Origin of the sequence: Bradyrhizobium sp. CB1717 (assembly GCF_029714325.1) — a bacterium.
Lineage (GTDB): Bacteria > Pseudomonadota > Alphaproteobacteria > Rhizobiales > Xanthobacteraceae > Bradyrhizobium.
This window is the reverse complement of record NZ_CP121666.1, coordinates 7,366,059-7,392,969: the sequence shown is the minus strand read 5'-3', so window position 1 is coordinate 7,392,969 and position 26,911 is coordinate 7,366,059. Positions and strand designations below refer to the sequence as shown.

The 26,911-nt window shown below is 57.9% G+C and carries 25 protein-coding genes and 4 pseudogenes; 20 read left to right on the top strand and 9 right to left on the bottom strand.

Translation table 11 applies throughout. The features are described from left to right. Positions 1–367: 367 nt before the first annotated feature. The 4 genes from QA649_RS34655 to QA649_RS34640 form a co-directional block, all read right to left on the bottom strand. Positions 368–1,975 (bottom strand): carboxyl transferase domain-containing protein, encoded by a 1,608-nt coding sequence (locus QA649_RS34655; RefSeq protein WP_283021163.1) that lies wholly within the window; start codon positions 1,973–1,975, stop codon positions 368–370. A 1-nt stretch (position 1,976) separates the two neighbouring features. Next, the gene (locus tag QA649_RS34650) at positions 1,977–2,480 is read right to left on the bottom strand and encodes a biotin/lipoyl-containing protein (RefSeq protein ID WP_283021162.1); all 504 of its coding nucleotides are present in this window, start codon (positions 2,478–2,480) and stop codon (positions 1,977–1,979) included. 1 nt (position 2,481) lies between these two features. Beyond that, positions 2,482–3,957, bottom strand: a complete 1,476-nt coding sequence (locus QA649_RS34645; protein WP_283021161.1) for a biotin carboxylase N-terminal domain-containing protein — start codon at positions 3,955–3,957, stop codon at positions 2,482–2,484. Between the two features lie 191 nt (positions 3,958–4,148). After that, positions 4,149–4,328: a hypothetical protein gene (locus QA649_RS34640; RefSeq protein ID WP_146006643.1), complete on the bottom strand. Its 180-nt coding sequence runs from the start codon at positions 4,326–4,328 to the stop codon at positions 4,149–4,151. Between the two features lie 1,140 nt (positions 4,329–5,468). Between QA649_RS34640 and QA649_RS34635 the strand changes: the two genes are divergently transcribed. The 3 genes from QA649_RS34635 to QA649_RS34625 all read left to right on the top strand — a co-directional run bounded on the left by QA649_RS34635 (position 5,469) and on the right by QA649_RS34625 (position 7,447). Beyond that, entirely contained in the window at positions 5,469–5,726 is a 258-nt protein-coding gene (locus QA649_RS34635) for a cold-shock protein (RefSeq protein WP_283021160.1), read from the top strand. Positions 5,727–5,879: 153 nt separating this feature from the next. Next, positions 5,880–6,119, top strand: a complete 240-nt coding sequence (locus QA649_RS34630; RefSeq protein WP_283021159.1) for a hypothetical protein — start codon at positions 5,880–5,882, stop codon at positions 6,117–6,119. A 515-nt stretch (positions 6,120–6,634) separates the two neighbouring features. Next, positions 6,635–7,447: a tyrosine-type recombinase/integrase gene (locus QA649_RS34625; RefSeq protein ID WP_283021158.1), complete on the top strand. Its 813-nt coding sequence runs from the start codon at positions 6,635–6,637 to the stop codon at positions 7,445–7,447. On the opposite strand, the gene QA649_RS34620 is transcribed toward QA649_RS34625, so the two are convergent. The 3 genes from QA649_RS34620 to QA649_RS34610 are packed head-to-tail and all read right to left on the bottom strand — an operon-like array spanning position 7,448 to position 10,607. Continuing rightward, a complete protein-coding gene (locus tag QA649_RS34620; protein ID WP_283021157.1) occupies positions 7,448–8,446 on the bottom strand; it encodes a tyrosine-type recombinase/integrase in 999 nt (332 codons plus the stop codon). Beyond that, positions 8,443–9,378, bottom strand: a complete 936-nt coding sequence (locus QA649_RS34615; protein ID WP_283021156.1) for a tyrosine-type recombinase/integrase — start codon at positions 9,376–9,378, stop codon at positions 8,443–8,445. The genes QA649_RS34620 and QA649_RS34615 overlap by 4 nt, the downstream gene beginning before the upstream one ends. Continuing rightward, positions 9,375–10,607 (bottom strand): site-specific integrase, encoded by a 1,233-nt coding sequence (locus QA649_RS34610; RefSeq protein ID WP_283021155.1) that lies wholly within the window; start codon positions 10,605–10,607, stop codon positions 9,375–9,377. The genes QA649_RS34615 and QA649_RS34610 overlap by 4 nt, the downstream gene beginning before the upstream one ends. Before the next feature lie 168 nt (positions 10,608–10,775). Here QA649_RS34610 and QA649_RS34605 point away from each other — a divergent pair. The 12 genes and pseudogenes from QA649_RS34605 to QA649_RS34550 form a co-directional block, all read left to right on the top strand. Further along, positions 10,776–10,976 (top strand): annotated as a pseudogene (locus tag QA649_RS34605) (integrase); the annotation flags it as partial. Further along, positions 10,973–11,233 (top strand): site-specific integrase, encoded by a 261-nt coding sequence (locus tag QA649_RS34600; protein ID WP_283021154.1) that lies wholly within the window; start codon positions 10,973–10,975, stop codon positions 11,231–11,233. The pseudogene QA649_RS34605 and the gene QA649_RS34600, both read left to right, overlap by 4 nt. Positions 11,234–11,787: 554 nt before the next feature. After that, on the top strand, positions 11,788–11,958 hold the full coding sequence (locus QA649_RS34595; protein WP_283021153.1) for a hypothetical protein: 171 nt from the start codon (positions 11,788–11,790) through the stop codon (positions 11,956–11,958). Positions 11,959–12,071: 113 nt separating this feature from the next. Then, positions 12,072–12,209: pseudogene (locus QA649_RS34590) on the top strand (transposase domain-containing protein); the annotation flags it as partial. 264 nt (positions 12,210–12,473) lie between these two features. Beyond that, positions 12,474–13,283, top strand: a complete 810-nt coding sequence (locus tag QA649_RS34585; RefSeq protein ID WP_283021152.1) for an effector protein NopP — start codon at positions 12,474–12,476, stop codon at positions 13,281–13,283. Positions 13,284–14,081: 798 nt separating this feature from the next. Continuing rightward, positions 14,082–14,427: pseudogene (locus tag QA649_RS34580) on the top strand (transposase); the annotation flags it as partial. Between the two features lie 232 nt (positions 14,428–14,659). Then, positions 14,660–14,951, top strand: a pseudogene (locus QA649_RS34575) (transposase); the annotation flags it as partial. Between the two features lie 1,357 nt (positions 14,952–16,308). After that, positions 16,309–17,310 carry a hypothetical protein gene (locus tag QA649_RS34570; RefSeq protein WP_283021151.1) on the top strand — a complete coding sequence of 334 codons (1,002 nt, stop codon included), beginning with the start codon at positions 16,309–16,311 and terminating at the stop codon, positions 17,308–17,310. Further along, entirely contained in the window at positions 17,270–17,548 is a 279-nt protein-coding gene (locus QA649_RS34565; RefSeq protein WP_283021150.1) for an AAA family ATPase, read from the top strand. The genes QA649_RS34570 and QA649_RS34565 overlap by 41 nt, the downstream gene beginning before the upstream one ends. Positions 17,549–17,835: 287 nt before the next feature. Next, the gene (locus QA649_RS34560; RefSeq protein WP_283021149.1) at positions 17,836–18,144 is read left to right on the top strand and encodes a hypothetical protein; all 309 of its coding nucleotides are present in this window, start codon (positions 17,836–17,838) and stop codon (positions 18,142–18,144) included. Positions 18,145–18,619: 475 nt separating this feature from the next. Further along, positions 18,620–19,285: a 7-cyano-7-deazaguanine synthase gene (locus QA649_RS34555; protein WP_283021148.1), complete on the top strand. Its 666-nt coding sequence runs from the start codon at positions 18,620–18,622 to the stop codon at positions 19,283–19,285. 193 nt (positions 19,286–19,478) lie between these two features. Beyond that, on the top strand, positions 19,479–19,802 hold the full coding sequence (locus QA649_RS34550; protein ID WP_283021147.1) for a P27 family phage terminase small subunit: 324 nt from the start codon (positions 19,479–19,481) through the stop codon (positions 19,800–19,802). A 119-nt stretch (positions 19,803–19,921) separates the two neighbouring features. On the opposite strand, the gene QA649_RS34545 is transcribed toward QA649_RS34550, so the two are convergent. Beyond that, positions 19,922–20,206 carry a helix-turn-helix domain-containing protein gene (locus tag QA649_RS34545; protein WP_027555782.1) on the bottom strand — a complete coding sequence of 95 codons (285 nt, stop codon included), beginning with the start codon at positions 20,204–20,206 and terminating at the stop codon, positions 19,922–19,924. 38 nt (positions 20,207–20,244) lie between these two features. Between QA649_RS34545 and QA649_RS34540 the strand changes: the two genes are divergently transcribed. From QA649_RS34540 to QA649_RS34525, 4 genes are all read left to right on the top strand, one after another. Beyond that, entirely contained in the window at positions 20,245–21,375 is a 1,131-nt protein-coding gene (locus tag QA649_RS34540; protein WP_283021146.1) for an IS630 family transposase, read from the top strand. A gap of 1,026 nt (positions 21,376–22,401) precedes the next feature. Beyond that, complete coding sequence (locus QA649_RS34535; RefSeq protein WP_283021145.1) at positions 22,402–22,710, top strand: hypothetical protein; 309 nt, start codon at positions 22,402–22,404, stop codon at positions 22,708–22,710. Positions 22,711–23,003: 293 nt separating this feature from the next. Beyond that, positions 23,004–24,071, top strand: a complete 1,068-nt coding sequence (locus tag QA649_RS34530; protein WP_283021144.1) for a nucleoid-associated protein — start codon at positions 23,004–23,006, stop codon at positions 24,069–24,071. Further along, positions 24,068–25,054 (top strand): RelA/SpoT family protein, encoded by a 987-nt coding sequence (locus tag QA649_RS34525; RefSeq protein ID WP_283021143.1) that lies wholly within the window; start codon positions 24,068–24,070, stop codon positions 25,052–25,054. Before QA649_RS34530 ends, QA649_RS34525 begins: the two co-directional genes overlap by 4 nt. Before the next feature lie 961 nt (positions 25,055–26,015). On the opposite strand, the gene QA649_RS34520 is transcribed toward QA649_RS34525, so the two are convergent. Then, positions 26,016–26,249 carry a helix-turn-helix transcriptional regulator gene (locus QA649_RS34520; protein WP_283021142.1) on the bottom strand — a complete coding sequence of 78 codons (234 nt, stop codon included), beginning with the start codon at positions 26,247–26,249 and terminating at the stop codon, positions 26,016–26,018. Between the two features lie 74 nt (positions 26,250–26,323). Between QA649_RS34520 and QA649_RS34515 the strand changes: the two genes are divergently transcribed. Continuing rightward, positions 26,324–26,698, top strand: coding sequence for a hypothetical protein (locus tag QA649_RS34515; RefSeq protein WP_283021141.1), 375 nt, complete (start codon positions 26,324–26,326; stop codon positions 26,696–26,698). The last annotated feature ends 213 nt before the right edge of the window (positions 26,699–26,911 follow it).

The following is a 26,911-nucleotide window of genomic DNA, read 5'->3' as shown; positions in this document are numbered from 1 at the left end:
AGACGAGCAACATGATCGAGGCGTACGCCGTAGAAACCCGACATATGGGAGGAACCGTTTCAAACTGGGCCGCGCGAAGCCGACTCAAGTCGAGGTTTGTGGCTGATTAAGCCTGGGGAGTGTTCGCTCTGCCGTCGAGCCGGGCGCAACGCCATACCTAATCCCTTAAAGTGCGCCCAGACCCAAGTCTTGCGGATTATACGCCGACGGTGTGTGTGGAGCTCTCCGTCGCAGGGCCTCCTTCGTGAGTGGGAGCGAGCACGGCGCTTTGGCCGCGCGTCTGGGAATGCGAATGGCACGCCGGCTCTGGTGTAGCGGAGGAACATCGTGTCTTGCCTTCATCTGATCTCGATCTCCGGTGCCGCCACTACATTCTGAAGACGCCGTAATGGGGCGCCGCGATGGGCGCATTGAGCGAGGCGCTAAGAACGATAGCAAGGGCGGTCCTGGTGTCCACCGGATCAAGAATTCCGTCGTCCCATATTTCGGATGTCGCATAGTAGGCGTTCGACCGCTCCCGATACTCTTCCACAATGGGCTGACGAATGGCCGTCAGCTCCTCTTCCGAAAGTCGCCTACCCCGGCACGCCAATTGCTTTGCCTTGACATGTGTGAGCACGCCCACCGCTTGTTCGGCGCCCATTGCTGAGATCTGAGAGTTCGGCCAGGAAAACAAAAAGCGTGGGTCAAATGCCCGTCCTGCCATAGCGTAGGTGCCGGCTCCATGGGAGCTGCTGCAAATGAGCGTGAATTTGGGCACAGACGCTCCAGCCACCGCCATGATCAACTTAGCGCCATCCTTGGTTATGCCTCGCCTTTCGTAGTCTCGGCCAACCATGAAACCGGTGGTATTCTGCAGGAAGAGAAGGGGTGTTCGGTTCTTGTCGCACAACTGAATGAAATGAGCACCTTTCAGTGCGCTTTCGCTTAGGAGCACACCATTGTTCGCCAGGACACCGATTTGATAGCCGTGGAGCTGTCCAAAGCCGCACACCAGAGTCTCGCCGTAGCAAGGCTGATATTCGTGGAAGCGACTGCCATCGACCAGACGGGCAATGACCTCTCGCATCTCGAGCTGCGCGCGTGGATCCCTTGGAAGGATACCATACAGTTCTGACACGTCGTAGGCCGGCGGCTCCGGGGCGGCCCGGTTGATCAGGGTCTTCGCGGGCTGATGGAAGCGAGCGATGAGGTCACGAGCGATCGCAATCGCATGTGCCTCGGACCTGGCGAGATAGTCGCACGTCCCCGATACGCTGGTGTGCACGCGGCCGCCACCAAGCTCTTCGGCAGTAACTACCGCGCCGGTGGCAGCCTTGACAACCGGGGGGCCGCCGAGAAAAATCGCTCCCGTGCCCTCGACGATAATGTTGTAGTCACTGAGTGCCGGAACGTAGGCGCCCCCCGCGGTGCAATGACCCATTGCGATAGCGACCTGCGGCACTCCCATCTTCGAGAGTATGGACTGGTTCCGAAAGATTCGTCCAGCATGGTATTTATCCGCAAAAAACTCGGCTTGCATCGGTAGGAAACCGCCAGCGCAATCACACAAATGAATCACAGGCAGGTGATTCTCGATCGCTATGTCCAAAGCTCGCACGATCTTCTTGACCGAATGCGGATACCAGGCCCCCCCTTTCACGCTGGGATCATCCGCGTGAACGATAACCTCGCGACCAGCAACGATTCCTAGGCCAACGACTTGGGCCGCACTCGGCACCTCACCGTCGTACGCCCTGTTGCCAGCCAGCGTCGAGAGCTCCAGGAACGGCGTATCAGGATCGAGTAATGCCTCGATCCGATCACGAACGAACATCTTGTTCTGTTGCTGCAGCCGCTCGATTTCTCGCGCTGGCCGGTCGAAGCGGATGGCATGCTGGAGCGCCTTCAACTCGGTGGCAAGCCGCTTATTGTGAAGTTCGTTGGCGCGAAACCCTTCCGATCTCGGGTCTACCAGAGAGGCGATCCGCTGCATTCTAAATTCCTTCCTCTACAAGGCTAACAAGTACAGCGTCACGCTCGAAGCTTTCGCCTTCTTTGAAATGAATGCGGCTGACGACGCCATGCTTTGGAGCGCGTATGATGGTTTCCAACTTCATGCTCTCGATAGTCATCAAGGCTGCGCCGCCGGCCACGGACTGTCCCGGCACAATGTTGATGGTTAACACCATCCCAGGAATTGGCGCACGGGCCATCAGCTGATTTGTTTCCTGGCTAGCCGAAGCAGGGGCCCGCATGGGATCGCGATAACGCAAACTGCGCGCCAGGCCCCGCATATGCAAATGGACAGTCTCACCATCAACAACGAATCTAACTGGCTCGGACTCACCTGCTATAGTGAGGGTACCGCGACGCTCAGTTTGGCGGGAGAACCTCAGTGAGGCAATCACCTCATTCTCCAAGCGAAGGCGATATCCGTCTTCGTGGCGTACAAGCCATACCGGATATTCTACGCCATTGACTTCAAAGCAGTGTTTCACCTCAATTTCTCCAGCTTCCTAGCGCCGCGTGAAGCTTGGGTACAGCATCCGCGGAGTCTCGGACCTGTCTTGTCAGCAGAGCGGCTGCTGCCAAGAAGGGCGGCAGTGCGCCCCCCGAGCCACTCTCTGCAAGCAACGGATTCGCGTCGAGATATCCCGTATGAACTTGGCCGCGTAGAAATCCCTCATCCGCGAGGATGCGCGCCAGGGAGCTCGCGTTTGTTTCACAGCCGAGAAGTACCAATTCCCGGATAGCGCGACCTGCCTTCTGCACAGCTTCCAAGCGTGTGGGCGAATGCACGATAATCTTCGCGAGCAAGGGATCGAATGCGGTCGTAATTCTCTGACCTTCCGAGATGCCACTGTCGATCCGTATGTCGTCGCCCTCCGGATACTCGAGCATAAGTATCTTGCCGGTTGTGGGTGCGTACCCTCGTTCCGGCGCTTCTGCACACAACCGGACTTCGACCGCATGACCACTTTGCAAGATGTCGGATTGCGAAAATCCGAGTTTACAGCCGGCGGCGGCATAGATTTGTTCGGCAACAAGATCGATGCCGGTGATCATCTCGGTCACTGGATGCTCGACCTGTAAGCGCGTGTTCATCTCAAGAAAATAGAACTCTGTTCCGTCAAAAATGAACTCAACAGTTCCGGCATTATGATAGTTGGCTGCACGCGTGATTCCGACGGCGGCGTCGCATAATCGTTGACGCATATCGGAGGTTAACGCTGGCGAGGGCGTTTCCTCGATGATCTTTTGGAATCGTCGTTGGACCGAGCACTCCCGCTCGAAAAGATGCAAAACGTGTCCGAACGTGTCGCCGAGCACCTGAACTTCGAGATGCCGCGGATGTTCGATGTATCGTTCGACATAAAGCCGACTGCATCCGAAGTATCGCTGAGCCTCACTGCGAGCTTGCGCAATCGCGTCCTCCAGCGATCCGAGATCGCGCACAATCCGCATTCCCTTACCACCGCCGCCCGCCGAAGGTTTGACGAGCAAAGGGGCCCCGACTGCTCGCGCGCGAGATAAGAATGTCCCTGGATCGTCTTCTTCAACTGCGCAAGGTGCGACCGGAAATCCGTTCCGCTGGACGAAGTCGCGAGCGCGAATTTTATCGCCCATGAGTTCTATGCTTTCGGGAGCCGGACCGATGAAGGTGATGCCAGCCTTTATAACCGCGCGGGCGCACTCGACATTCTCTGATAGAAAGCCATAGCCAGGGTGAAGGGCGCCGGCCCGCGCTTTGTGAGTAGCAGCGATGATCTGGGCGATATCGAGATATGCCGCAATGGGTGTACGCCCGCTGATTGGTATAGCGGCGTCGGCCATCGAGACCGCGGGAGTGTCCGCATCGATCTCGTGGTACACGATTGCAGAGCGAAGCCCGAGCTTGCGTAGGGTCTTGATGATACGTACAGCAATCTCACCTCTATTAGCGATCAAAACTGTATCAAAGGGCAATTGCTTCATTTTCCACATCTTCGTCAAAAGCCAAGCCGACTTAGCCCTCGTTTAACGGCGCTGTCGTCAGGTGCGACGGCGGCCTGCCCATGGGGTGCCGGCTTGGAAGAGTTGAATTGCTTCGGAGCCTGCGGGCCGAGGGACTCGGGGAGTTCCGATGGTCGAATTCGAGCTGCAAAAGGTCGTAACGCGCAGCTCTCTCAAGCCGCAGGTCGCCATTGATGCTTGATTACAGACGGCCCGGCCTGCTTACTTATGGAACTGTTGATCAACTGCGCGCGCTCCTGTTCGTTGGCATGGTCATCGGCCTCCTTGGCGATCAGCACGATGATCGCGGAAGGATGGTCTCCTCTCGCTTCTTCGCTGAAACCGAGCGCCACATGCGCAAGCTCCTTCTCGTTGGAGCCAAAGATCCGACAAGCGCGGCGTGAAATCTCACCGGTAGGCGCTGCAGGCGAAGAGCCGCGTCCGTCCGCTGGCTGATGTATTTGACGAAAGTCTCTAATCCCCAGCGCATCAAGCCAGGAAACCGGTGGGCATTGAAGGTGCGACGGACCTTTCGTGGAAGTTCTCCGGGACAGGCTGGGGCGGAAAGTGCGCAAAAGATAGTGAGACATTCGCGATTCTCATTAGCCGAAAGCCGTTGGGTGGCCAGACACGGTCGCGCCTGCGTTAAGATCCTACAATCTGACGCCACGTGCGGTTCAAGCGTTATGTCGAGATCGGTACATTCCACCAACGACAGGGTGGATAGAACGACAGAAAGCGTCATCGGTGGCCGCTGAGTGGCCCAAGTCGAGCGGTGCGGAGATCTGAAGAAGCGTGTTCGCTGCGCTTGAATGCTTTGCGCGGCTCACCGAATACCAAGCTATCATCGAAAGTGATCGACAGACGGCGACAAATGGGCAATGTGGAGCGCGGCCTACGGGCTCTTACACAGGACACGTGTCGCATTGTCTTCTTCCATTAGATGCTGTTCGTCTGCATGAACGTGAAGGCAATGTTCTGCGACGGCCAACACTGGCGGCGTCGTGCTGAAGCGGTCCTGCGGTCACGAGGTTTCGGGGCTCTGCAGGTGTGCGGTCGACAATCAAGCTCCTTGGTGCCAGTGTGTCATCCACGTCTCCTCTTTGGAAGGCAAGACACGGGACTTTGCAACACTGTTAGCCAGCCGTGACGAAATCAAGCCAAGCTGTCGTCGAGCAATGCTCCGCGGTTTACACGACAGACCGATCGCTCACGTGTAAGAGCTTGTTGTGCTGGCCGCGGCGATCTTCCGAAAAGGATGATGCCGCCCGTCATGAATTCTTGAACAGCCGATTGATCCACCTTTCGTCTTCCTGCCTATGGCACGGGTGCCGCAAGCCGATCTTGACTGTACGACCGATGGACTCGTTACATCCATTGCCGGTTGTCAACGCCGGCGACGTGCATCGGATACGATGCGTACAAATGGGCGAGAAGGGTCGTTGTGATCCCTTGATTCCGATCCTGTTGCGATTTCCGTTGCGGTGGAGCGAATGCAGCTATACCCAGTGCGCGAGCGTTTTTTATCAAGGAGCGATACAAAATTGGCGATGGGGACTGTGAAGTGGTTCAATGCAATCAAAGGCTATGGATTCATCAAGCCAGATGAAGGCGGTTCTAACGTGTTCGTGCACATATCTGCGGTCAAGAAAGCGGGGCTGAGCGAACTGCCAGAGGGAGGCAAGATCAGCTACGAACTAGGGACCGGGCGCCCTGGCAAAACATCGGCAGAAAACCTGCGCATTGGTTAAGCTCTGCTGTCGTGAGCCTCGATGCCCCGAACGTTGCGCCTGCACTACCATGGCAAGTCGTCGCGAAGGTATGAAAAGCTAAAGCCAGCCTGCAGGGCCGCGTGCTTAGCGCCTGACACCTTGCGCGGGACGAGGCATAAACAAGCCAGGCGCATGAGACATCCGCTCATTTGGTTCATCCGGACGGCTGGCCAGGATCTTGAAGACCCCTACCTGGAACTTCACGCCGCGCTGAGGAGCAATCAGCGTCAGATGTGGCCGCAGGGGACAGCGACATCGTGCCAGACCTGCCTGATCGCTCAAGTGTCGCGCGCAGCCTGTGCTGCCCCGCTGAAACATCTTTCATTCAAGCGCACCGATAAGAAGACGGTAGCGATGGAAAAGCGCGATTAGGAGGCGTGCAGCCAAGGCCGAAGTCGCTCATCTAAAAGCCTAGAAGGAACGAGAGCGAGGGTCGCTCGCGCGAATGCCGAACCAGACTCCAAGAGGGCCCCTCGGAGCGGGATCGGCCAGTTTTCCCCACCAGCGGCGTTGCGCCGACCAGGGACGACGACAGCGTTCGTGTTAACGAAGCAGTCGCAATGAGGTTGGCATGCAGGATGGCCTTCAAAGTCGTCGTGCCGACGGCTGTTCGTCCGCACACTCCCGCCACACGTCGGGTTTGCTTCCGGATGCGCGATCACCATGATCGCCAAGGCCGCTCTCGATCGCGTTGGAATCGAAGGTTGCGCCCACCGCGGCGCCCATATCTTCCGCCAGCCTCGCTACAGAGCTTCTCCGATCTGGGGCGACCTTGTCGGAAATCGGACAGTTGCTGCGGCACGAGAACCACGACACCACCCGGATTTACGCGAGGTCGACATCGATGCGCTGAGAACATTGAGCCTGCCCGGGCCGGGAGGCGTGCAATGACCGATCTGCGCTCCGCACTCTATAAGTACCTGAGCATGCGCAAGGGGTTGGGATACAAGTACGAGCACCAGACCCGTCGGCTCGCCGACTTCGTCGCCTTCATAGAGAAGCGCAAAGCCAGCATCATCACGACGAAGCTGGCAATGGAATGGGCAACGCTGCCGCCCGATCGTCATGCATCCTGGTCGTTGCGATTGAGCGACGTGCGCGGGTTCGCGCGCCATGTCGCCAACTTCGATCCGAGAACGGAGGTGCCGCCCGTCGGCATGCTGCCTGGATGGAAGCACGCCAAGCCCTATGTCTACAGCGACGCGGAGATCGATGCGTTGCTGATGGCGGCGCTGGCTCTGCCGCCAGCGGACGGGCTGCGCCGATGGACCTACCATACCCTGTTCGGACTGATCGCGGTGACAGCATGCGCATATGAGCGTGATGACGTCGACCTCGACGCCGGCGTGCTGACGGTCCGGCTGACCAAGTTCGGCAAGTCGCGGCTCGTGCCATTGCATCCGACGACGAGAACCGCGCTGCGCGACTACGCCGATCGGCGCGATGCGCTGCTCGGATCACGCTGCGGCTCGACCTTCTTCGTTGCCGAACAGGGAGGCCGCTTGCTGCACCAGTACGTTCATCGCGTCTTCTGGCGATTGTCTAGGGAGATCGGGCTGCGGCACCCAGGTGATCGTAGCGGGCCACGCGTGCACGACTTCCGTCATAGTTCCGGCACCCCGATTATTCCGGCAACTGGCGGCGAGCTGCTGCAGCTTCCGGGGGATTACGCGAGCGTGGGCGCATCGTTGGCGGAATAATCAGAGTGCTTGCAGGAATGCCAGGACGCGATCGCTCGGTCGATAGCGGGATGCGGGAACTCGTGTTGCTGTAGTCATTGCCAATGCCTGTTCCTTCAGCTGCATGTCGGCGTGCAGGTAAATGGATGTCGTCTCGACATTCTCATGCCCCAGCCAGAGCGCGATCACGGAGCGATCGACGCCGTGGTGAAGAAGGTTCATCGCAAGCGAATGCCTCAAGGAATGGAACGTTACGCGTTTTTTGGTTAACGTCGGGCACTGACGACGCGCAACGGCGAGATGTTTGTTGAGCAAGTACTCCAGGCCGTCGGAGCCTAACGCTCGTCCTCGCGTAGTGGGAAAGACCGGATCAGACGGCCGCCCCTGGCGTTCTCGCAACCACGCGCGCAAAACCGTAACGGTCTCTCTGCGAAGCGGAGTACATCTTGTCTTCCGTCCTTTACCCAAGCACTGCACGTGCGCGCCCGTACCCAGCACGATGTTCTCGCAGCGCAAGCCGATCACTTCCGATGCGCGTAAGCCGGTCTGCACAGCGAGCAGCAACAGGGCTCGATCGCGTCGTCCGCTCCAAGTGTTGAGGTTCGGCGCGGCGAGCAGAACGTCAATTTCGACCGCGGTGAGAAAGCATATAGGTCGTCGCGCGTAGCGTTTGCTGGGTATGGCAAGCACACGCTGCGCCAAGGCGCTGTACTCGGGCGCATGCAATGCGACGTAGCGAAAGAACGAATGAATTGCGGCCAAACGTACATTGCGACTACGGGCGCTGTTGTCGCGTTTTCTCTCAAGATGATCGAGGAACGTGCCGAGGAATGCCGTGTCCAGGTCCGGCAAAACCAACTGCGAAGGGGTTTTGCGGAGCCGTGGCTGTGCATACTGCATCAGCAAGCGAAAGGTGTCGCGGTAGCTTGCGATCGTATGGGGACTTGCCTGCCGCTGTCGCATCAGGCGGTCCATGAAGAATGACTCCAACAGAGCGGGGAACTGGCTGGCACCCTTCATGGACGGGCCCTCCGCTCGGATCGCTCCACTCGTCTTAGCGCGTGGCGCAACAACTGCGGGGTTGCCGTCAAGTACCACTGGGTGTCCGTGATATGTGCGTGCCCCAAGTAGGTGGCGAGCGTGGGCAGACGGCGCTCGACATCGATCCCGCCGCGATACCATTTGAGAAGCGTATTGATGGCCAGCCGGTGACGGAATCCATGCAGACGAGGTCCGTGCGAGTCGCCGGGAGCGCGCAGGCCGATCTCATGGGAGACTTTAACGAACGTCCATCGCAGCATGTCATACGTCACGCGGGTTCCGCGGTCGGAGAGGAAGAAGTGGGGACTGGCGGGCGTGCGGCACAAATGATCCCGAAGCTTCGCGTAGCGCTCCAACGCCCGCCGCGTGGACAAATGCACCGGCACGATTCTCGTCTTGCCAAACTTACTATCCCGGATCGTCAGCACGCCGTTAGCGAGGTCCACGTCCTCACGACGAAGACACAATGCCTCGTTGGCTCGCAGACCGGTGGCAACATACAGCCCGAATAGCGTGGCATAGGTGTGCGGTCGCAGGCCGATCGTGGACGGCAACCGCCGAGCCGCCTTCAATAGACGGATGATCTGCTCGTCGCTATAGATATAGGGCGCGACCCGACGGTACCGATGGGGAAGCAAGTCGGGAGGCGGCACCATGGTGCGCGGATCGTTGGCGTAGCAGTACCGGGCGAAACGGCGCACCATCCCCAAACGGTTGGCCCACTGAGAAGGCTGTGCATGGGCCGGCTGGGTTGCCCACTTCAAAGCCAGTTCAGTCGTGATGTAATCGGCGTGCACGTGTTCGGAAAAGTCGACAAATCGCCGCAACAGACGTCCTGTCAGAATGAGCTTGTGTCCCAAGGCGCGACGGGCGCCGAGATAATCATCGAGCGCGGTTCGCAACGAGCTCATGACGCACCTCCCATCCAGGGAAGGGCAATGCCGCGCAGCGCCTTGACATCGACCTTGGCGTAGATTTGCGTGGTCGTCGGCTGCTTGTGACGGAGGAGTTGACCGATCTCGCCCAAGGATGCGCCTCTGCCCAACATCGTGGTCGCCAGGGAATGCCTCAACAAGTGCGCCCCTTTGAAATCCGAGTCTAATCCCGCGCGCTCGAGGGCGCGGCGAACCACGCAGCAAATAGCGGTGAGGCGAAGGCCGCGCAGCGGAGCTTTCAATCGGATAAAGACATTACGCGACGAACACGCGGGACGGACGTGACGCAGATAGTGAACCAGGGCCGTCCCGACATCTCTGGGCAATGGCAATCGTTCCAACCGCTGACCCTTGCCGCGCACAATCATCTCGCCGTTCTCCCAGTCCAGGTCGTCCAAGGTCATCGCCAGGACTTCTCCGCCGCGCAAGCCCAGTCGAGCCAACAGCAGCAAGATGGCGTAGTCACGTTGGCCGGACGGCGTGTTGCGATCACAGCTGCGGAGCAGTCGCTCGACCTGTTCCGGCGGTAGCGACTTGGGGATGTGAGACAATCGCCAGTGAGCGACCCCGGGCAGCGCGGCGGCCAAGTCAATCTTTATAGCCCCACGCTGGAGCAGGAAACGCAGAAACGAGCGCAGCGCCGTGACTGTTGTCCGGGCATGAACGCGACTGACGCGCCGTCCTTGACGAAGAATGAAGCGAGTCAGGTCCCCTGAGCGCAGGTCCTCAAGGCGCAGCGCCTGGGTCCCGAAGCGCTCGGTCAGAAGTTTCCTCACGATCGGCAGATAGCAAACCACCGTCGCGCGTGCTAGGCCGCGCTCCGAACTCAGGAATCTGTCGTAGTCTCGAATAATCCGATCGAGAGCGGTTCGGTCCATCTTTTGTGATAACGAAGAGATGACTCCGAGGCGGCGTAAAAACTCCAGCAACTGATGGCCGGTAAACACATCGCCGCGCCGCAGCGAGTGGCGATGGTAGGCGTGAAACTGCTTGAGCCTCTCCTCATCAAATCTTGCCAGCGGCAGTCCACGTCGTGCGAGCCAGCGGCTGAGATCCGCCACCAGAGTCCGCTTCACCTTTACTGTCCGCGAGGTGTAACCCTCGCAAACCAGGAACTCCGCGAATCTGTCGATGTAACAAGCTAGCGGCCCGCCGCAGACACGTTGATCTGATGTGTTTGCAGCACCGTTGTGAGTAATCGTCATCGTCCGTCTCCTCAAAACTGGGGGAACGATCCCCAAATGGGAGACTGCTCTGATTATTCCGCCAACGATGCGCCCACGCTCGCGTGATCCCCCGGAAAATGCAGCAGCTCGCCGCCAGTTGCCGGAATAATCGGGGTGCCGGAACTATGACGGTAATTCCGCCAGCGGAATTACCGTCATCGCTTCGCCATCCGGACGCTGCTCGACTGGTATCGCGAAGGCAAGGACGTCGAGCAGCAACTCCCAGCTCTCTCCACTTACCTCGGCCACGCCTGCGTCCGCGATACCTACTGGTATCTCTCGGCCTGTCCCGAGTTGATGGAAGAAGCGGCGCGGCGTCTCGATCGGCGATGGGAGGTGACGCCATGAAGCCCGCCCGCAACGTCGCCACGTTGATCGAGCGCTTCTTCACCGATCACCTCATGCGCCAGCGCAATGTTAGCGCCCACACGATCGGCTCCTACAGGGACACGTTCCGGCTGCTGTTCATGTTCGCACAGGAGCGGCTGCGGAAGTCCCCATCGGCCCTGACGCTCGCCGATCTGGATGCAACGTTCATCGGCGCGTTCCTCACCGATCTCGAGGTAAGCGCGGCGCCAGCGCGAAGACGCCTAACCTGCGTCTGACGGCCATCAGATCCTTCTTCAGGTTCGTGTCCTTCGAGGAACCGGCACACAGTGCGCTGATCCAGCACGTGCTTGCCATACCGAGCAAACGCCACAACAAGCGACAGGTGCACTTCCTGAGGCGCCCCGAGATCGAGGCGGTTCTCGCCGTGCCCGATCGAACGACGTGGCTTGGTCGCCGCGATCACACCTTGCTGCGGTCGCGGCTCAGACGGGCTTGCGCCTCTCGGAGCTGGCCTTGACCGGGATGCCGTCCACCTCGGGTCTGGTGCACACGTACGATGCGTCGGTAAAGGGCGGAAGGAGCGAACCACTCCGCTGACCACACTGGCTCGGTGTGCGCTCCAGGCATGGCTCAAGGAACCGTTGCGGAAAGGGAGCAACGGCGTTGTTCCCCAACGTGCACGGGGGCCGGCTCAGTGCCGACAGCGTCCAGTCCCTGCTGGGAAAGCATGTTCGTGTCGCTCGCAAGAGTTGCCCGTCTTTGAAGGCCAAGAGCGTGTCACCGCACGTGCTGAGGCACAGCGCTGCGAACAGGCCGGCGTCGACTGTCCGTGATCGCGCTGTGGCTCGGTCATGAATCGGTCGAGACGACGCAGACGTACCTGCACGCCCACCTCGCCCTGAAGGAAGCTGCCCTGGCGAAGCTCAAGCCGTACGAGCGCGGCAAGCCAGCCCGCTTCCAGCCGAACGACCGCCTGCTCGCCTTCCTCGAGGCGTTCTGAACGACCAGACTATGCCGAATGGAATGGGGCTGCCCAGCACGCGATCGAGGGTGCCAGCGTGACAACGGCGTGCCACACCAAATCCGTTCGGCATAGTTCGGCGGGCGGCATAAACCGCCAAGCTCAACGACATCGATCCACAGGCTTGGCTCGCCGACGTGCTGGCCCGCCTGCCGGATCATCCTGCCAAGCGCATTCACGAAGTCATGCCCTGGAATTGGCGACCTCAGAACGTCGCTCACGCCGCATAAGCGCGGTCAGCCACCCGCTCAAGACGACCTGACCAGGGGCCGTCACCGGACGCGTACCGCTGATCTCAAGTTCGGCCGAGTTTATGAAGGCGCACCGGAGAGCGCGGCGCCGAACTGCGCGCTCTCGCCGGCTCGCCCTATCGTTTCAGCGAATTTAGTTTTCCGTTTGATTTGCCGTCAGCTTACGGACAGCCAAGCTGCTTATCTGCGGAGTCAGGTCTAATGACCTGAACACAATGCAACAGCCATAGGAGTGTGGTCGTCATGGACGGTCGAATTAACAATTGGTCGGATGTTCCATCCGATGATGAGTATCGTTACGCAAGCTCCTCGGAGCACAGGAATGCCGACGATTTCGCGGACGCGCTCGGTAGAATGGGATTGCAGGATTCGGGTGCCAGCTCATCCTCGCAGCCGAGTTATTACCTCACTTCAAGACCTCCCGTTATTGAGATCAACCAAGCCCAATTCCGGGAACGGGTGAGGAGCTTTCATGGTGACGAAATCAATCATATCGCCAACAATCCGCAGGAATACTCAGAATTTGTGTCCGAAAGAGCTAGGCGCACCGCGGATGTCGCTACAAATTTCGGGATCCGAAGGGATTCTGATGCCGCCCGATATTACAGCTACCAACTAGGGAATAGGAGCGTCGGCCTCCAAAGAACGGAAGCCGGATTTCCTATGGCGACTGAGTTCACCAGCCAAGGGTGGCGAGAGCAGTTCCCCGGACGAACTCACGTCACATCAATCGTGGATTTTCAAGTTGCTCATCCGCTCGTCGGCAACGCCGGCGATATTCTGCTCGAGCACCAACTACGGCGAGACGGCGAACGGCCGCTGGTGAACTGGCGTCCTGCTAATGACGAAGCGAGAGCCCGTGCAGAACAAATGGGCTTCGTTGATGTAGATGGCAATGATATGGTACTTGATCCCACCCAGTCCAGACAGTGGAGATATAGGGATGGTGAATGGCAGCGCGCAACCAATTCTCCGGCGTATCTCTCCAAAGTCAAAACGCGGAGCGATGATGAACCTTCATCAGACTCCGACTCGGATGGAGACTTTATGTGACCTGAGATCTCCACCAATCCATTGAGGTGGAGCAGGAGCGCAGACCAACCGACACCTGCGGCTTACGATCGAGCCCTGGACGGAATGAAGCCGAAGCTAACTCGGCTCAATCCGTGAGGTGCACTGTACTGATCGCACCGCGGCGGTTTACGAGAGTTGGTGCCTATAATAGTACAAAAGAAAACCCCAGGTTCCAGCCGGGGTTTTCGACTGCCGCCCGGGCGGGAGGAGCGGATTGCCTATGGCAGGCGCGAGCGTCATTGTGTCCTCGCCATCAAAATGGCTCGGGATCTTTCCGGGTTCACTGGGTGAGGAGGGCTTCGTTGGCCGTTTTCTTCGTAGGCGGTAATCTCGAGGAGTGTCGGGCCAACTCATCGAGCAACGAGACCATCCAGCCGGGCTCGCCGGCAGCGGACGCATGGCAAAGATCAAAAAAGGAGCAGATGCCAGCACGCCCACCTCATTCTGCTTTAGTGTCCTGAACCAGAAATTCGCGACATTGCGATGCCTAGGCTTGAGTATTGTATCGGCAGAAGCGTTCGACTGAAGCGAGGATGTCGTCGGGGGACTTGGTCCATTTGAGCGGGCTTGGCCGCTTAAACCCTACGTACCGGTTGGCATCCGACAAAAGGAGGCCGCTCTGCCGGCTTGCGCCGGTCAGATCGCTTTGGCGGGTGCTAGAACGTGGTCGTTGTTCGAACGCCACAAAGGAGGGACCGTTCCGTGTTGAACACGGGCGAGCCTTCCGCATCCGCGCCGTGAACCTGGAAAACGTGCTTGGCCAAATCTAACCCGATGGTGCTAACCTTCTTCGAGAAACTGCCACTATGCCTGGTGGGGATGGAAGCCTGCGGTAGCGCCCACTATTGGGCGCGCGAGATCGCAGCTCTCGGTCATGAGGTGCGGCTCATTCCGCCGGCTTATGTCAAACCCTTCGTAAAGCGAGGCAAAACGGATGCGGCGGACGCAGAGGCCATCAGCGAGGCGGTGACCCGCAAGACCATGCGCTTCGTCCCGATCAAGACGGCCGAGCAACAGGCTGCCGCGATGGTGCTGAAGACCCGCGCCCCTTCTAGTGCGGCAGCGAACGCAGGCGGTCAACGCGTTGCGCGCGCATCTGGCCGAATTGGGCATTATCGCCACCGCTGGCCTGGCAAAGGTTGAGGCGCTGGTCGCAATCGTGCGGGATGGAGACAGATGCCTGCCTGCCCGTAGCAGCGCGCTTCGCGCTGAGGGCTATTGCCGACGAGATTGAAGCTTCAGCCGACCAAATCGAGAGACTCGAGCGCGCGATTGTTGGGGAGACCAAGCACGACGAGGGACATGCGTCCGTTGACCACGATACCTGGCGTCGGCGCCATCACGGCGGCGACCATCGGCCTCATTCAAGCGGAGGCAAAGAGCGACTGGGAGGAATATCGAAGATGGGAAATCCGGAACTCCGCTCTCTGCTCGTTGTCGGGGCGACGGCCGTCTTGCGGGTTGTCCGAAACGACGCTCGGGCGCGGCCTTGGCTGAAGGCACTTCTCGCCAGACGGGTTCAAGGTTGCCGCGGTCGCGCAGGCCAACAAGACGGCGCGGATCATCTGGGCGCTTATGAACAAGGGCGGGACGTACCGACGTCCCGACCCGCCGACTCCCGCGGCCGCCGTCTCACGGACGCAGTGAAACCCTTGAGGGAAGCGTGCAAGATCGCGTTTCCACTTGGTGGAATGACTGTCAGCGGCCTGCGGCGGGAGGCTAGTTGCGGACACCTTGCGATCATCAGAATAGCCAACAAGGATTTCAGTCCCCTCCGCAGTATCCAAGATATGGGGAATTCATGCCGCGTCGTGGCCGGGGATCTTACCTTTACTGGCGAAGCGAGCGCCGCAAGGGCGCAAAAGTCATTGCCCGAGCAACCTGGATCATCATTGATGGCAGCAAGCACATTGCCACGGGATGCTTTGCTGGTCAAAGGCACAAGAATGCATCACGCAAAAATATAAGCCGGTTCGCCGCCAGCGGCTGATCGAGCATATCGATGTCGCTGACGTGCTGACCGTCTAACACGACGATACCCGAGAGCGTCAATCCAACAAGTCGAAATTGGGCGAGCGGATACAGCGCCTTGCAAGCTGGTGGGGTGGGAAGGTGCTTGCCGATGTGAAGGCGAAGCTTGTCGATCTTACGCAGCCTGGCGCGGCAGCGACGGAGGCGCACGCCGCGACCTTGAAGACTTACGAGCCGCGGTCAATCACCATGAGAAGGAGGGTTATCATCGCGGCCGGGTCCGAGTCGTTCTACCCGAAAAGGGTCTTCCCCGCGAACGATGGCTTACCCGCGCCGAAGCGGCAAAGCTTCTGTGGTCGTGTTGCGTTATCGAGAAACACAGACGGTCCACATCGGCAAGTCTAAGGGCGCGAAGGTCGAAACCGACAAACGGCCACTGCGCCACGTTGCAAGGTTATTCTGATCGGCCTTTATACCGGCACTCGCGCAGGGGCGATCGCTAGTGCTTCACCATACCGCGAGCCGGAAAAATCTTTCGTCGATCTAGATTCGGGAATCTTCTTCCGGCTGGCGATTAGAAAGCGCGCGACAACGAAACGGCAGACGCCTGTTCCAATTCCAAAGTGCCTACTGACGCACTTGCGGCGGTGGTCGCGCCTTTGGGATCGCGAAGAGCCATTTCGTGGAATGGAACGGAAAGCCCGTGGCGTCGGTCAAGACCGGTTTCGCGTCAGCGGTGCGCCATGCCAAGCTGGACCTGACGATTGGCAACGTTACTCCGCACACGCTGCGGACATCGCAGCGGCTCGGCTGATGCAATCTGGCGCCCCACTTTGGGAGGCGGCTGCTTTCTTGGGCATGAGCGAGAAGACGCTTCGCGAAGTCTATGGCCATCATCATCCCGACCATTTGTAGGGCGCGGCAAACGCTATCGGGACGCGTGTGAGACCAAAGAAGAACGTTGCTTTGGTTATTCCTTTGGCTGAGGAAAGAGCGAGGCGGGATATAGCCTCTCAACCTCTTGATCTCGCTGGTGGAGCTTAACGGCGGCGGCAGTATCATTCATGGCGCCACCGATCTCATCTACATCAATCAGGAGAACAGCAACACCGTCGTGCTTGGCGATAACAGCGGCGTTTCCATAAGTCACAGCAGCGGCAACAGCGCCATCCTCGGCCAGAGCGCCCTGATCGGGGTTACCGATGGCAACAACGAGACGTTTAACCTCGGCAACAACGCTACGGCGTGGCTCACGCATACGACTGGATCGACGCTCAACATGTCGTGGGGCTATGTGTATGCCTATGACGGCGTGAACGTTACCATCAACGGCAGCGGCAACACGGTCGGAGCGCTCGACGGTGACACGGTGAACGTGGCTGGCAACGGCCAGCGGGGTTCGGCGAACCTTGTTTACCTCTCGAATGGCGCCCTTAACCTCGCGCATGATGCGGATGCCGCGATTACGGGTAACAACAACATCGTCCATGCGGACCAAACGGACCTGGTCACGGTCAATGGCAACCACAACACCCTGCAATTCGGAAGCAATGGGCTTACCTGGGTTCAGACCGGCTATGGCAACGTGATCGATGCCTCCGGCGCCGGAATTTTGATCGGCGATAACGTCATCAACACGAGCATCGTCGGTGACGGGAATGCGATCTACACCGGGACAGGCGACAATCTCAATGTCAGTGGTTCGGGCGATACGATCTATGGCTCAGGCAGCACAATCTACCTCAATGCCGATGCCCTCAACACGCAGATTCAAGGCGACAACGACATCATTCACGTGCGCGCCGGCAGCGTCTATCAGGTTACGTGGTTTGATGATGTCAACGAGTCTGTAACGAAGGAGGAGATTGTTGATGGCTTCCTTGGAGCCGGCGAGTTCTCGCTGTTCGTAGCTAAGCCGGGTACGGCAAAGAGCGTTCTACTTTGTAGACATCGGCTGTCATATCGCCGCGGGCCGGGATTGGCACGGTCGAAAAGTGAAGCAGGGTCTAGTCGTGTTCTTCGCCGCCGAGCGTAAGAGTCTGACTGAGCGGCGTATTGCCGCTTGGCGCAAGAAGCACGGCGTCGCCGGTATCCCGTTTGTTGTTGTCGGGGGAAAGCTAGACCTTACCAGTGGCCTAGTTGATGCCAAGGCGCTCGCTGGGTCTATCAAGGCATTGGAAGCCAAATGCGGTCATCAGTGCAATCTAATTGTCGTCGATACGGTCACACTTACCTTCGGTGGCGGTGATCAGAACGCGTCGAAAGATATGTAGAGGTACATTGCATCGGTAGATGAGCTGAACCGGGCGACCGGCGCGCATGTGGCTGCTATCCATCACTCTGGCTGGGAAGGGGACCGCGGTAAGGGCGCAATCGATCCGGACGGCGCCATTGACGTGTCGTTTGGGGTGAGTGTCACCGGGAAGGGCGAGGGCAAATCTTTCACGTTGGAGTGCACGGAGCGAACGACGGTGAGGAAGGTGTGGTCGCTGGCTTCAGGCTTGAGTCTGTGCCGGTTGGCGTAGATAAAGACGGAAGGGAGACATCAGCTCCGGTTGTCATGCCGTTCAAAGTGACTCCAGCCAGTCTGGCTGATGGGACGTTAAAGGGCGAGAGCGCAAAGGCGTTCGAGTCATTGCGGGCCGTCTTGGACGAGGGTGGAGAAGCGGGGCCGGTCGATGCTGGCTTTTCTGACGGCGTCCTAACCGTCAGCCGCGACGCATGGCGCAACAGGTTCTACGCCGATCTTATGGCCAAGGAGCCGAGCCTTGATGCTGAGGCGCGCAAGAAACGCTTTCAGCGGACGTCCGGCAAACTGATCGAAGCCGGCCACGTTGGGGCACTTGGCGACCGGGTCTGGCTGTCCTGATACCGGGACATCGGGACATGTCCCGGGACACCCAGGACATGTCCCGGCCCATCGCAGCGGGACGGGACGGGACAGGTATCTATTACCTGTCCCGATGTCCCGCTCTGGGGAGATTGAGAGAATAAAAGAATACCGCAGGGCGGTGGTCATGCCGCTAGGAGGCGCTGGCGAGGCCGTGGAGCGGTCTTGAGGTTTGGCCCGACACTGCCGATACGTGCTCCAACCTTCCCGCCTATTGCCTGTATCTGTGCTGCTGGAGTCTTTCTTCTACTGCGTGCGGTTGCCAGAGGCAGCAGCAGCGCCCTTCAACCAAAGCAGGCTCTCGCGCGCGGCCAAGTGACGCACATTTCCGCGGCCGACCTTGGCGTTCATTCGATGCAGCTTTAGAGTGAACAACTAAAAATTGTCAGATAATGACAGAACACCTTACATATCCGCTAGCCGGTATCTTCAAAATTTTTAAGGAGGTTGAGGAATGAGCAACGCGACATGCATTCTGATGCTCTCCGGAGGTGTTGATTCAACTGTGCTTGCTCTGGAGTCGAAGAAGACTGGGGTGGGCGTCGCCTCCGCGGTATTTCTAGACTATGGGCAAGAATCTGCTGCCCGTGAACTGCACTGCGCACGAAGGACAACGTTGGCAACCGGTTTTGCATTCGAGCCCGTCAACATCAGCGGATTAAAGTATCTCTTCTACGGCGTTATACCCAGCGACTATCACCCCATGATGGCCGAATGCAAGTGCCCGGACCAAGCTATCTCTCACGCCCTAGTCATTACGTATTCGATCTTGAGAGGGATCGACACTCTGCTGCTTGGAACGATCAAAGACGATCTGACATACCATCCCGGGATCAAAGACTACCTGCCCAAGATGGCAGATGCGATGTCGACGCTGCATCGAACAAAATTCAACATCGTTACGCCCTTTATCGATATGACTAAATCCGACGTCATAGCGCGCGGGCAAAAGTTGGGAGCAAATTTTGCGGAGACTTGGGCGTGCTACTCGGGAGGCGTAGCACACTGTGGGGAGTGCAATGGTTGCATAAACCGCCAAAAGGCGTTCGTAGCGGCCGGGGTCGCAGATACGGCGCCGATCTTAAAGGGTAACGGCGTCGTTGGGCCTTGGAGCGGATAGTGAGGGCCGAGGATAGTAACTGGTAGAGTTACTTGAACCGAAGCGCTGAAACTGCGGGGTCTGCAGACAACAGACCCCGGCAGGTAGGGGGGCTTCGTTCTTTACGAAATGAAGAGCTCTAGCCGGCCAATGGGAAAATTTGCACGCGGGGGTCCCGCGTTGAATTAAGATTTTTTTGAACGAAAGGAATTGAGTGACGAAATCGACACCGAAACACCTCCGGAAAGACTCCACGGAGTTCTTCAAGCATGTGATGCAGGAATACAGCCTGGACGAACACCACGTCATCTTGCTCACGAAGGCATGTGAAGCTCTCGACCGTGTTGAAGAGGCCCGTGCGGCTATTAAGACCCACGGCCTGACCTATACCGATCGCTTCGGCACGCCCCGGGCAAGGCCGGAAGTGGCCATTGAGCGAGCTAACCGCCTCGCCGTGGCCCGCCTCTTTCGTGAACTGGGACTGGACCTTGCCGGCGACGGCAAGACCGCGCCCCCAGCACTGCCGGGTAATCGCTGATGCCGGTCCGCAAGCGCAACCTATCCCGCCGCGCTGCCCTCAATAGCGCCGCGCAAGCGTGGCTCCGCGGCGACCCGTCTTGCGGCTTCTTCAAGTTCAAGCCGCAGGATAGTGGCTCGTCACAGTGGTTTTGACGGTTTGATACCGAGCCAGTCTAGGATCGGCAAGTTTTCCGGTGGCACGAGGATTTCGATGCTTCTGGGGGCACCGGCTTGACGGCGAATAAGGCCGTTACGCTCGAGCGTGACGATCATCTGATGGACTGAGGGCGGGCTGACGCCGAAGTGGCGCTGCATATCGGTTTCGGCAGGCGGCCGTCCGAACATGTACGAGTAGGTATAGATGAAGGCCAAGTAGTGGCCCTGTTTTTCAGTAAAGTGCGCGGCGCCTGATTTTTGACTCATCGATCGATTCGTCCCGGGCCTCCGACAGGGAGGCGACGATGAATGTACGTTATCGGGTCGAGTTGAGCCAAGCCGAGCGCGACGAACTGATTGCGATGCTGAGCGGCGGCAAACATGCCGCCCGCAAACTCAAACGGGCGCAGATTTTGCTGGCGGCCGACGCCGGCGGCGACGACGAGGAGATTGCCCGCACCGTCCGCGTGAGCGGTTCTACCGTCTATCGGACCAAGGGCCGCTTCGTGGAAGGCAATCTGGAGCGGGCCTTGAGCGAGGAGCCACGTCCCGGCGCGCAGCGCAAACTCAACGGCAAGGAAGAGGCCCTGCTGGTGGCGACTGCATGCGCCAAACCGCCTGCCGGTCGGAGGCGCTGGACGCTGGCGCTGCTGGCCGACGCGATGGTCAAGCTCACCGATCACGATAGCCTATCGGGCGAGACCGTGCGTCGCTGGCTGGCCGAGAATGACCTCAAGCCGTGGCGCAGGGACATGTGGTGCATTCCCCATGTCGATGGCGAATACGTCGCCCGCATGGAAGATGTGCTCGATCTCTACGCTGAAGCGCCTGATCCCGAGCGACCGCTGGTCTGCTTCGATGAGACCCCCGTCCAACTCATCGGCGAGGTGCGCCAGCCGATCCCACCCGCGCCGGGTCAGCGCGAACGCTACGATTACGAGTACCGTCGCAATGGCACTGTCAATCTCTTCGTCACCTTCGACCCGCATCGGGCCTGGCGCAAGGTCAAGGTCACTGAACGGCGCACAGCCGTGGACTATGCTCACTGCATGCGCGAACTCGTCGACGTCCATTACCCAAAGGCCGCCTGCATCCGTGTCGTGCAAGAGAACCTGTCGATCCATGCCCCCGGCGCCCTCTACCAGGCCTTTGCGCCCGCTGAGGCCCGCCGTATCTTGCGTCGCCTCGAGTTCCACTACACCCCGGAACATGCCAGTTGGCTTAACATGGTTGAGATCGAGATCGGCGTCCTCCAAGGGCAGTGTCTCAGCCGCCGAATCGACGATCCAAAACGTCTCAGAAATGAGATCGCAGCATGGGAGCGGCAGCGAAACAAAGCGCGCGCTCGCATCAACTGGATGTTCACGACAGACAAAGCTCGCGACAAATTGGGGCGCGCTTATCCAGATGCGCCCAAAGAGTCGAAATCACAGTGACGAGCCACTAGCCGCTCTTTGGGCGGAGCACGGCGACCACGAAAACATGTTTTGGGAAACCAGATACAGCCTACCGGTCGCGCGTACCGATCGGGTTTAACGTCGAAAACCAACCATTCCTGTGGGGAACGTGACTCAACCCTCTGTGAACAGCGGGTACTGGTAGCTAGACCCTCTTGGAATCACACGCAAAAAGTAAGCTTGCGAAATACGTAAGCCTTGATTCGCGCCGAATCTCGTCATACCAATCGGTCAACGAAAAACAAGCCGGTCCGTAGATCGCGACAGCCGGGAGTGAAGCGCCGTGTGGCAGCGGTTAACTCGACGTTTACTAAGGTCGACCACCTTAGTTTGAGACGTCACTTAGCATTTCCGAACACCGAAATTCGCGAGTGAACCGTTTGGTGCTTGCGTTGTTGATCCTGCTCCTAAGGCAGGAAAAAAGAGGGGACCCGAAGGTCCCCCAAGTTGCTCATGTTTGAGGAAGCGTCCGCCTAACGGCGGCGCTTTCCTCGGCAGTGTTCACACACAGATTCCCATTTCCCGAACCTGAATCTCAGGTACTGGATAACGTGAACCGGTGCATGGAGTGGGCATACAAGGCGCGCTTTGTCGCTCATGGATGTTTTCTCCTTGCGAATGGCGGATTAGGCCGCCGCCCCTTGGGCGCCGCGGACGCCCAAACCCTCTCTTTGAAGGGGCAGGCCATTGCGCCGATTCGCAAGAATCACCACACTCAGAGCCAAAAAATATAAGCGCATCGCCTTTGCACCTAGCATTAGCGGGCGAAATTTTTCTGTTATCCGAAGAAGGTTTTCGCTTGCATCAGCGGGGACTCGCACGCCGCGGTTCGCTTTGATTCTCCGCTCGGCGACGTCGATACGTACATCAAGCTTAGCTCGAAGACGGCGCTATCTCGACCCGAAAGCAGCGCACGTTGTTTTCTTCGGGCGGCACTAACTAGGAAACATATGACAGACTCTACGAAAGACGCGGCCCTGCTGGCCGTGGCTGATAGCAATACGCATGGCTGAAGGTGACTTGGTACGGCGCATTACCAGCACTACCGGAGACGGAATCGACAGTACGACCAACTCGGTAAACGAGCTTGGAAACGCCGTAGACGAAACTGCCAGGAAAGCAAGCGAGGCCGACTCGCTATTCAACTCCTATACAATGACAATCGGCGGCGTAAGTCTCGCCACAGTGGCAGCCGTTACCAGCATGCGAGCTTTCGTTGATTTTGCTGGTGGGCAATCTCAGGCGCTTGTCGACATTGCGGAGCATGCCGAGCTTGCGAGTATGTCGACGAAGGAAGCGCGCCTGTCAATGTGACTATTGACGCTCGCGGCGCCGACGAAGCCGGGCTTGCAAGGGTTCAGGCTCAGATTGCGGAGTTGGAGCAGACGTTGCCGACAAGAGTGGTCAAAATCGTTCGCAACGCGCAGCAGACGAGGCACTTGTAACAGGTCGCGGGCGGCCCATAGGCCGCCCTTCATCGGCCCAAAAATGCCTTGACCTAAGGATGAAGTGTTCCTATTTTGTTCCTGTGGTCAACGCCACAACCATAACTGGCAGTCGCTCAGCAACCGCGCTATTGCTTTCAGCAAAACGGCGTTGGGGGAGTGATGTTTTTCGAAAATTTAACAGTCGACAGGCTTATTATTCACGAGGTTCATCGGCGACTAGACGACCGGCAGATTGTTCCGCCCACATACGGCAATCAAATCCTTTCCTTGAGCGCGGAAGCTATGGACTTCTTCCGCGAGCGCGTGGTGGCCGCCTTGGGAAGCAACTCTCAAAGCATGCAGATGGCAATATCGCCTCTTGTCGCGGGATGCGCTCTCGAAATTGCCGCGGACTTGCTTGTCGCCGATGATGCGAATTTCATTGCGCTGTCGTGCCGATACGCGGACAAGCTGACCTCTGCGCAGTCAGCACGCAATATTCCCGGTGGAGTCGTTGTTGTCTTCACCGGGTCCGCAGGGAATCCCGCTAGACGCGTGGTCGGCGTTATCAAAGCAGAGACGCACAGCGGCTTTCGACACACGCAGACCCTGCAAGTTCAATATTTGAAAGACTTGTTCCTTGGACCGCAAACCAAGCTGTTTAAGATAGGTGCTTTCTTGTACGACGGGAGCGCGCCACGCTCGACTATGCCAGCCGGATGGCAAGCTGTCATCTACGACAAGCAAATGTCTCCGAAGAACAGAGAGGGCGCGGCCAATTATTTCTACGAGTCGTTTCTTGGCTGTGCAATTCCGGTCAACAGCGCACAGTTGACACGTAGGTTCTTTGAGGGGACGCGCGAGTTTATCAACGCGACAGACGTTTCGGACGAGCGCAAGGCGGACTTACTGACCGGACTGTATACTTACTTGAAAGTCGACCAATCGCCGACCTTAGAGCTTGCAACGTTCTCGTCGCATTATTTGGATGCTGATATGAAGGATGATTATGAAACCTTCATGCTTGCGAAATCGTTCCCTAGCAACGCGGTTGCTAAGGATACATCGGACATACAGGGATATCTCAAGAAGCGTCGTCTCAAGTTTTCGCGAGACATTCAGCTTTCAGCTCCGCCAGACGCATTTGCTGAACTGATTGAGGTCCGATCGATAAACGTGGATGCTTCGGGGGTGGGGCAGACGTGGACTCAGATCACCATACGTGACCGCGTACGTGATCAAGAATGACGGAAGACGAGCTAATAGAGAAGTGGTCTGCCGAACGTCCGATGTATGAGGCATGGGGCGATTACGTTGTTGCGCGTGTGATTGATCAGGTCCGCTCCCAAATCGCTCCGCTGGCGGTTGATTTGTTTCTCAGGCTTCCGCCAAAGCCGCGCGTCAAGGCTGATGCATCTTTTCTCGAAAAGGCGTTTTACCGAAACAAATCCTATTCCGATCCTTACGGCGACATCACCGACAAGGTGGGGGTACGGTTTGTTGTCCTGCTGACTGACCATATTCGTGTTGTAAGTGATGCCATCACGAAATGTCCCGACTGGGATGCATCTAAAGATAGAGACTTTGAGTATGAGCAGCAGCAGAACCCGATTCAATTTGACTATGCAGCAGTGCACTACGTTGTTCGGTGCCACTCCGAATTGAGTGTGAGCGGGCATGTCGTGCCTGCTGGGACTCCATGCGAGGTTCAGATAAAAACGATTCTTCAACATGCGTACAGTGAACTGACTCACGACACGATCTATAAGCCGACTGTGGAAGCGACCGCTAGGATGAAGCGGGCAGCGGCCAAGAGCATGGCTTTGATCGAAGCGACCAACGATTACTTTCAGCAGGTCGTCGATCAGGTTAGCGAGTCCATAGCGCCAAGCAGGAGCCTAAGCGAAAACACCTCGCGACTTTATCGGAAGCATATCCAGTTGGAGCCGCAGCCGACGAGAGCAGAGGGGCTGATAGTTGACACGTTTGAACAAGTGGCCGGGGAGGATGTTGCGGAGAGGATCGACCGTTTCCTGACGAGCAAGCCTCAGATTGTTGCGCAGCTGAGAGAGAGAGCGAGCCGCAAGCTGCTCTTCAGGCAACCTTCGATACTGTTGGTCTATCTGCTTGCGAATGAAAAGCCCACGGCCACCAAATCGAATTGGCCGCTTACCCCTGAAGAACTGAGGCCAATATACGTGGACCTCGGAAAGGCATTCGACAACTACTAATCCGGCGCGGAAACAGAGGCGTTGGTACAGCGTGATTCAATTCTCCCGCGGCAGCTCCGCTATTGCCTTGCGCAAATTGATTTCTATGCACCTAGCGCAAATCCACTCACCTTTGCCGGCTGGCGGATCAAGAATGACTAACTCATTCGGCGGGTACTCTTCTTCGCAATGATCGCAGCCGATGCTTTCGCTCATGGGTGAAGACTAGCAAAGAGCGACGGCAAGGCAACTCAGTGTAGCCAATTTCGGTACAATCGACCGGTGTCTAGTGGCCCAAACGTCGAAAGCTCCGCGCTTGGCGGACAAAAGCGCTGATCTGTAGCCAAAATCGCGACGCGAATCCTGTAGGTTGTATCGATTTCAGATACAACTTTAACGCTTTGTAGGAGACAAATGCCCCTTCATGATTTCTGCGTGTCGATTCCGACATTCAATTATGGAGCGATGGGGCAATGCGCCAAATGGTTATCAAGGAGCGGTTAGAGGCAAACGAGCGACTTTTGTCTGACTTGTTCGGGTCGGCCGAATGGATCAAAAGACCGCAGATGAACACATTAGGATAGGCGAGCGATTGGCTGCCGCCGATGTTGTGTATGAGCTGCGAGCCGACATGCGACGCGAGCAACCCAAGAAGAAGCGACTTCGGATCGAACTCAGCGGGTTCTTGATCGGTGGTTGAACGATCGCTACCCCATTGGCCCCGTGGCCTGTCGAAGCTGCGGGCCGCTGCTTACATCGGCGCGACACCGAAGGTCTTTGCCGACATGGTGAAGGCCGGCACATGCCGAAGCCGAAGCCGATCGGCGGGGCCGACCGCTGGGATACACGCCTCGTTCCGTTTCACTGTTAGGCGGTAGAGCCACGGTCCTCTCCCACTCGCTTGACCCAACTAATTTGATTTGATCACGAGACATGTAGAAGTTTCTGTCGTTCACGCAGAGCGGCGCGCGAGCCGACGAAGCTAACTCACTCCAATATCGCTCTCGACTTGCTTTACGATTTTGCTCGGAGTCGTATTGAGGGCTTGCGCTAACCGAAAGAGCATCACGAGGGTTGGGGACTTTAGTCCGCGCTCGATCTGGCTCACGTATGTCCGGTGAATTTTTGCCCGCTCAGCCAGCTCCTCCTGAGAGAGCCCGGCAGCGTTTCTTAAGTTTGCAATGATTTTTCCGAAGGGCGCGTTCAGCTTTTTCACGCCCCATAGTCTTGCCTCGAAGACTAAAGAGCTACAGACTATAGTATTCAGGTCTTCCGCGGGTGAGAGCTGCAATGGATGAGAAGACGGCAAAGATCTCTCGCGACACCCCTTTAAGATTGGACGTCGCTCTGAAGTTGGCCTTTCCCGCCGGGGGATTGACGGTCAAGGGACTCCGAAAGGAAATCGAGAAGGGGCGCTTGGAGGTCGAACTGATTGCCAACAAGCACTTCACGACCCTTGCTGCGATCGAGCGGATGCGCGAGCTGTGCAAGGTCGCACCGAAGAACTTTCGGACCGATGAGGTTCGCTCTCAGCGTGATGTCTTGCCGGACCGCGAAGATCACGAGGGGGAGTCCGACTTGGAACGACTGATAAGGAGAAGACGAGAAAAGAGCGACGCAATACGACGAGAGAAAAGGGAGCAAAAGAGAAAAAATACTACCTGAGCGAGCTGCACAATTCATGAACAAAAGCTGTGCCCCAAACTGTGCCCCAAATTTTTAAGGAAATAAACCTGTTGTAAGTCATTGATCTCATTGGTGGGCCCGGCAGGACTCGAACCTGCAACCAGACCGTTATGAGCGGGAAGGGGAAGCCGGACGACACTGAAAATTCAGCGGAATCGGACTATGACTAGATGCGTTTGTTCTCGTTTGGTT

Coding starts and splice junctions, on each gene's coding strand:
- QA649_RS34655 (WP_283021163.1), bottom strand. CDS start 1,975: ATGCAGCGGATCGCCTCTCTGGTAGACCCGAGATCGGAAGGGTTTCGC.
- QA649_RS34645 (WP_283021161.1), bottom strand. CDS start 3,957: ATGAAGCAATTGCCCTTTGATACAGTTTTGATCGCTAATAGAGGTGAG.
- QA649_RS34635 (WP_283021160.1), top strand. CDS start 5,469: ATGCAGCTATACCCAGTGCGCGAGCGTTTTTTATCAAGGAGCGATACA.
- QA649_RS34630 (WP_283021159.1), top strand. CDS start 5,880: ATGAGACATCCGCTCATTTGGTTCATCCGGACGGCTGGCCAGGATCTT.
- QA649_RS34625 (WP_283021158.1), top strand. CDS start 6,635: ATGACCGATCTGCGCTCCGCACTCTATAAGTACCTGAGCATGCGCAAG.
- QA649_RS34620 (WP_283021157.1), bottom strand. CDS start 8,446: ATGAAGGGTGCCAGCCAGTTCCCCGCTCTGTTGGAGTCATTCTTCATG.
- QA649_RS34615 (WP_283021156.1), bottom strand. CDS start 9,378: ATGAGCTCGTTGCGAACCGCGCTCGATGATTATCTCGGCGCCCGTCGC.
- QA649_RS34610 (WP_283021155.1), bottom strand. CDS start 10,607: ATGACGATTACTCACAACGGTGCTGCAAACACATCAGATCAACGTGTC.
- QA649_RS34600 (WP_283021154.1), top strand. CDS start 10,973: ATGAAGCCCGCCCGCAACGTCGCCACGTTGATCGAGCGCTTCTTCACC.
- QA649_RS34585 (WP_283021152.1), top strand. CDS start 12,474: ATGGACGGTCGAATTAACAATTGGTCGGATGTTCCATCCGATGATGAG.
- QA649_RS34560 (WP_283021149.1), top strand. CDS start 17,836: ATGCCGTTCAAAGTGACTCCAGCCAGTCTGGCTGATGGGACGTTAAAG.
- QA649_RS34555 (WP_283021148.1), top strand. CDS start 18,620: ATGAGCAACGCGACATGCATTCTGATGCTCTCCGGAGGTGTTGATTCA.
- QA649_RS34545 (WP_027555782.1), bottom strand. CDS start 20,206: ATGAGTCAAAAATCAGGCGCCGCGCACTTTACTGAAAAACAGGGCCAC.
- QA649_RS34540 (WP_283021146.1), top strand. CDS start 20,245: ATGAATGTACGTTATCGGGTCGAGTTGAGCCAAGCCGAGCGCGACGAA.
- QA649_RS34535 (WP_283021145.1), top strand. CDS start 22,402: ATGGCTGAAGGTGACTTGGTACGGCGCATTACCAGCACTACCGGAGAC.
- QA649_RS34530 (WP_283021144.1), top strand. CDS start 23,004: ATGTTTTTCGAAAATTTAACAGTCGACAGGCTTATTATTCACGAGGTT.
- QA649_RS34525 (WP_283021143.1), top strand. CDS start 24,068: ATGACGGAAGACGAGCTAATAGAGAAGTGGTCTGCCGAACGTCCGATG.
- QA649_RS34515 (WP_283021141.1), top strand. CDS start 26,324: ATGGATGAGAAGACGGCAAAGATCTCTCGCGACACCCCTTTAAGATTG.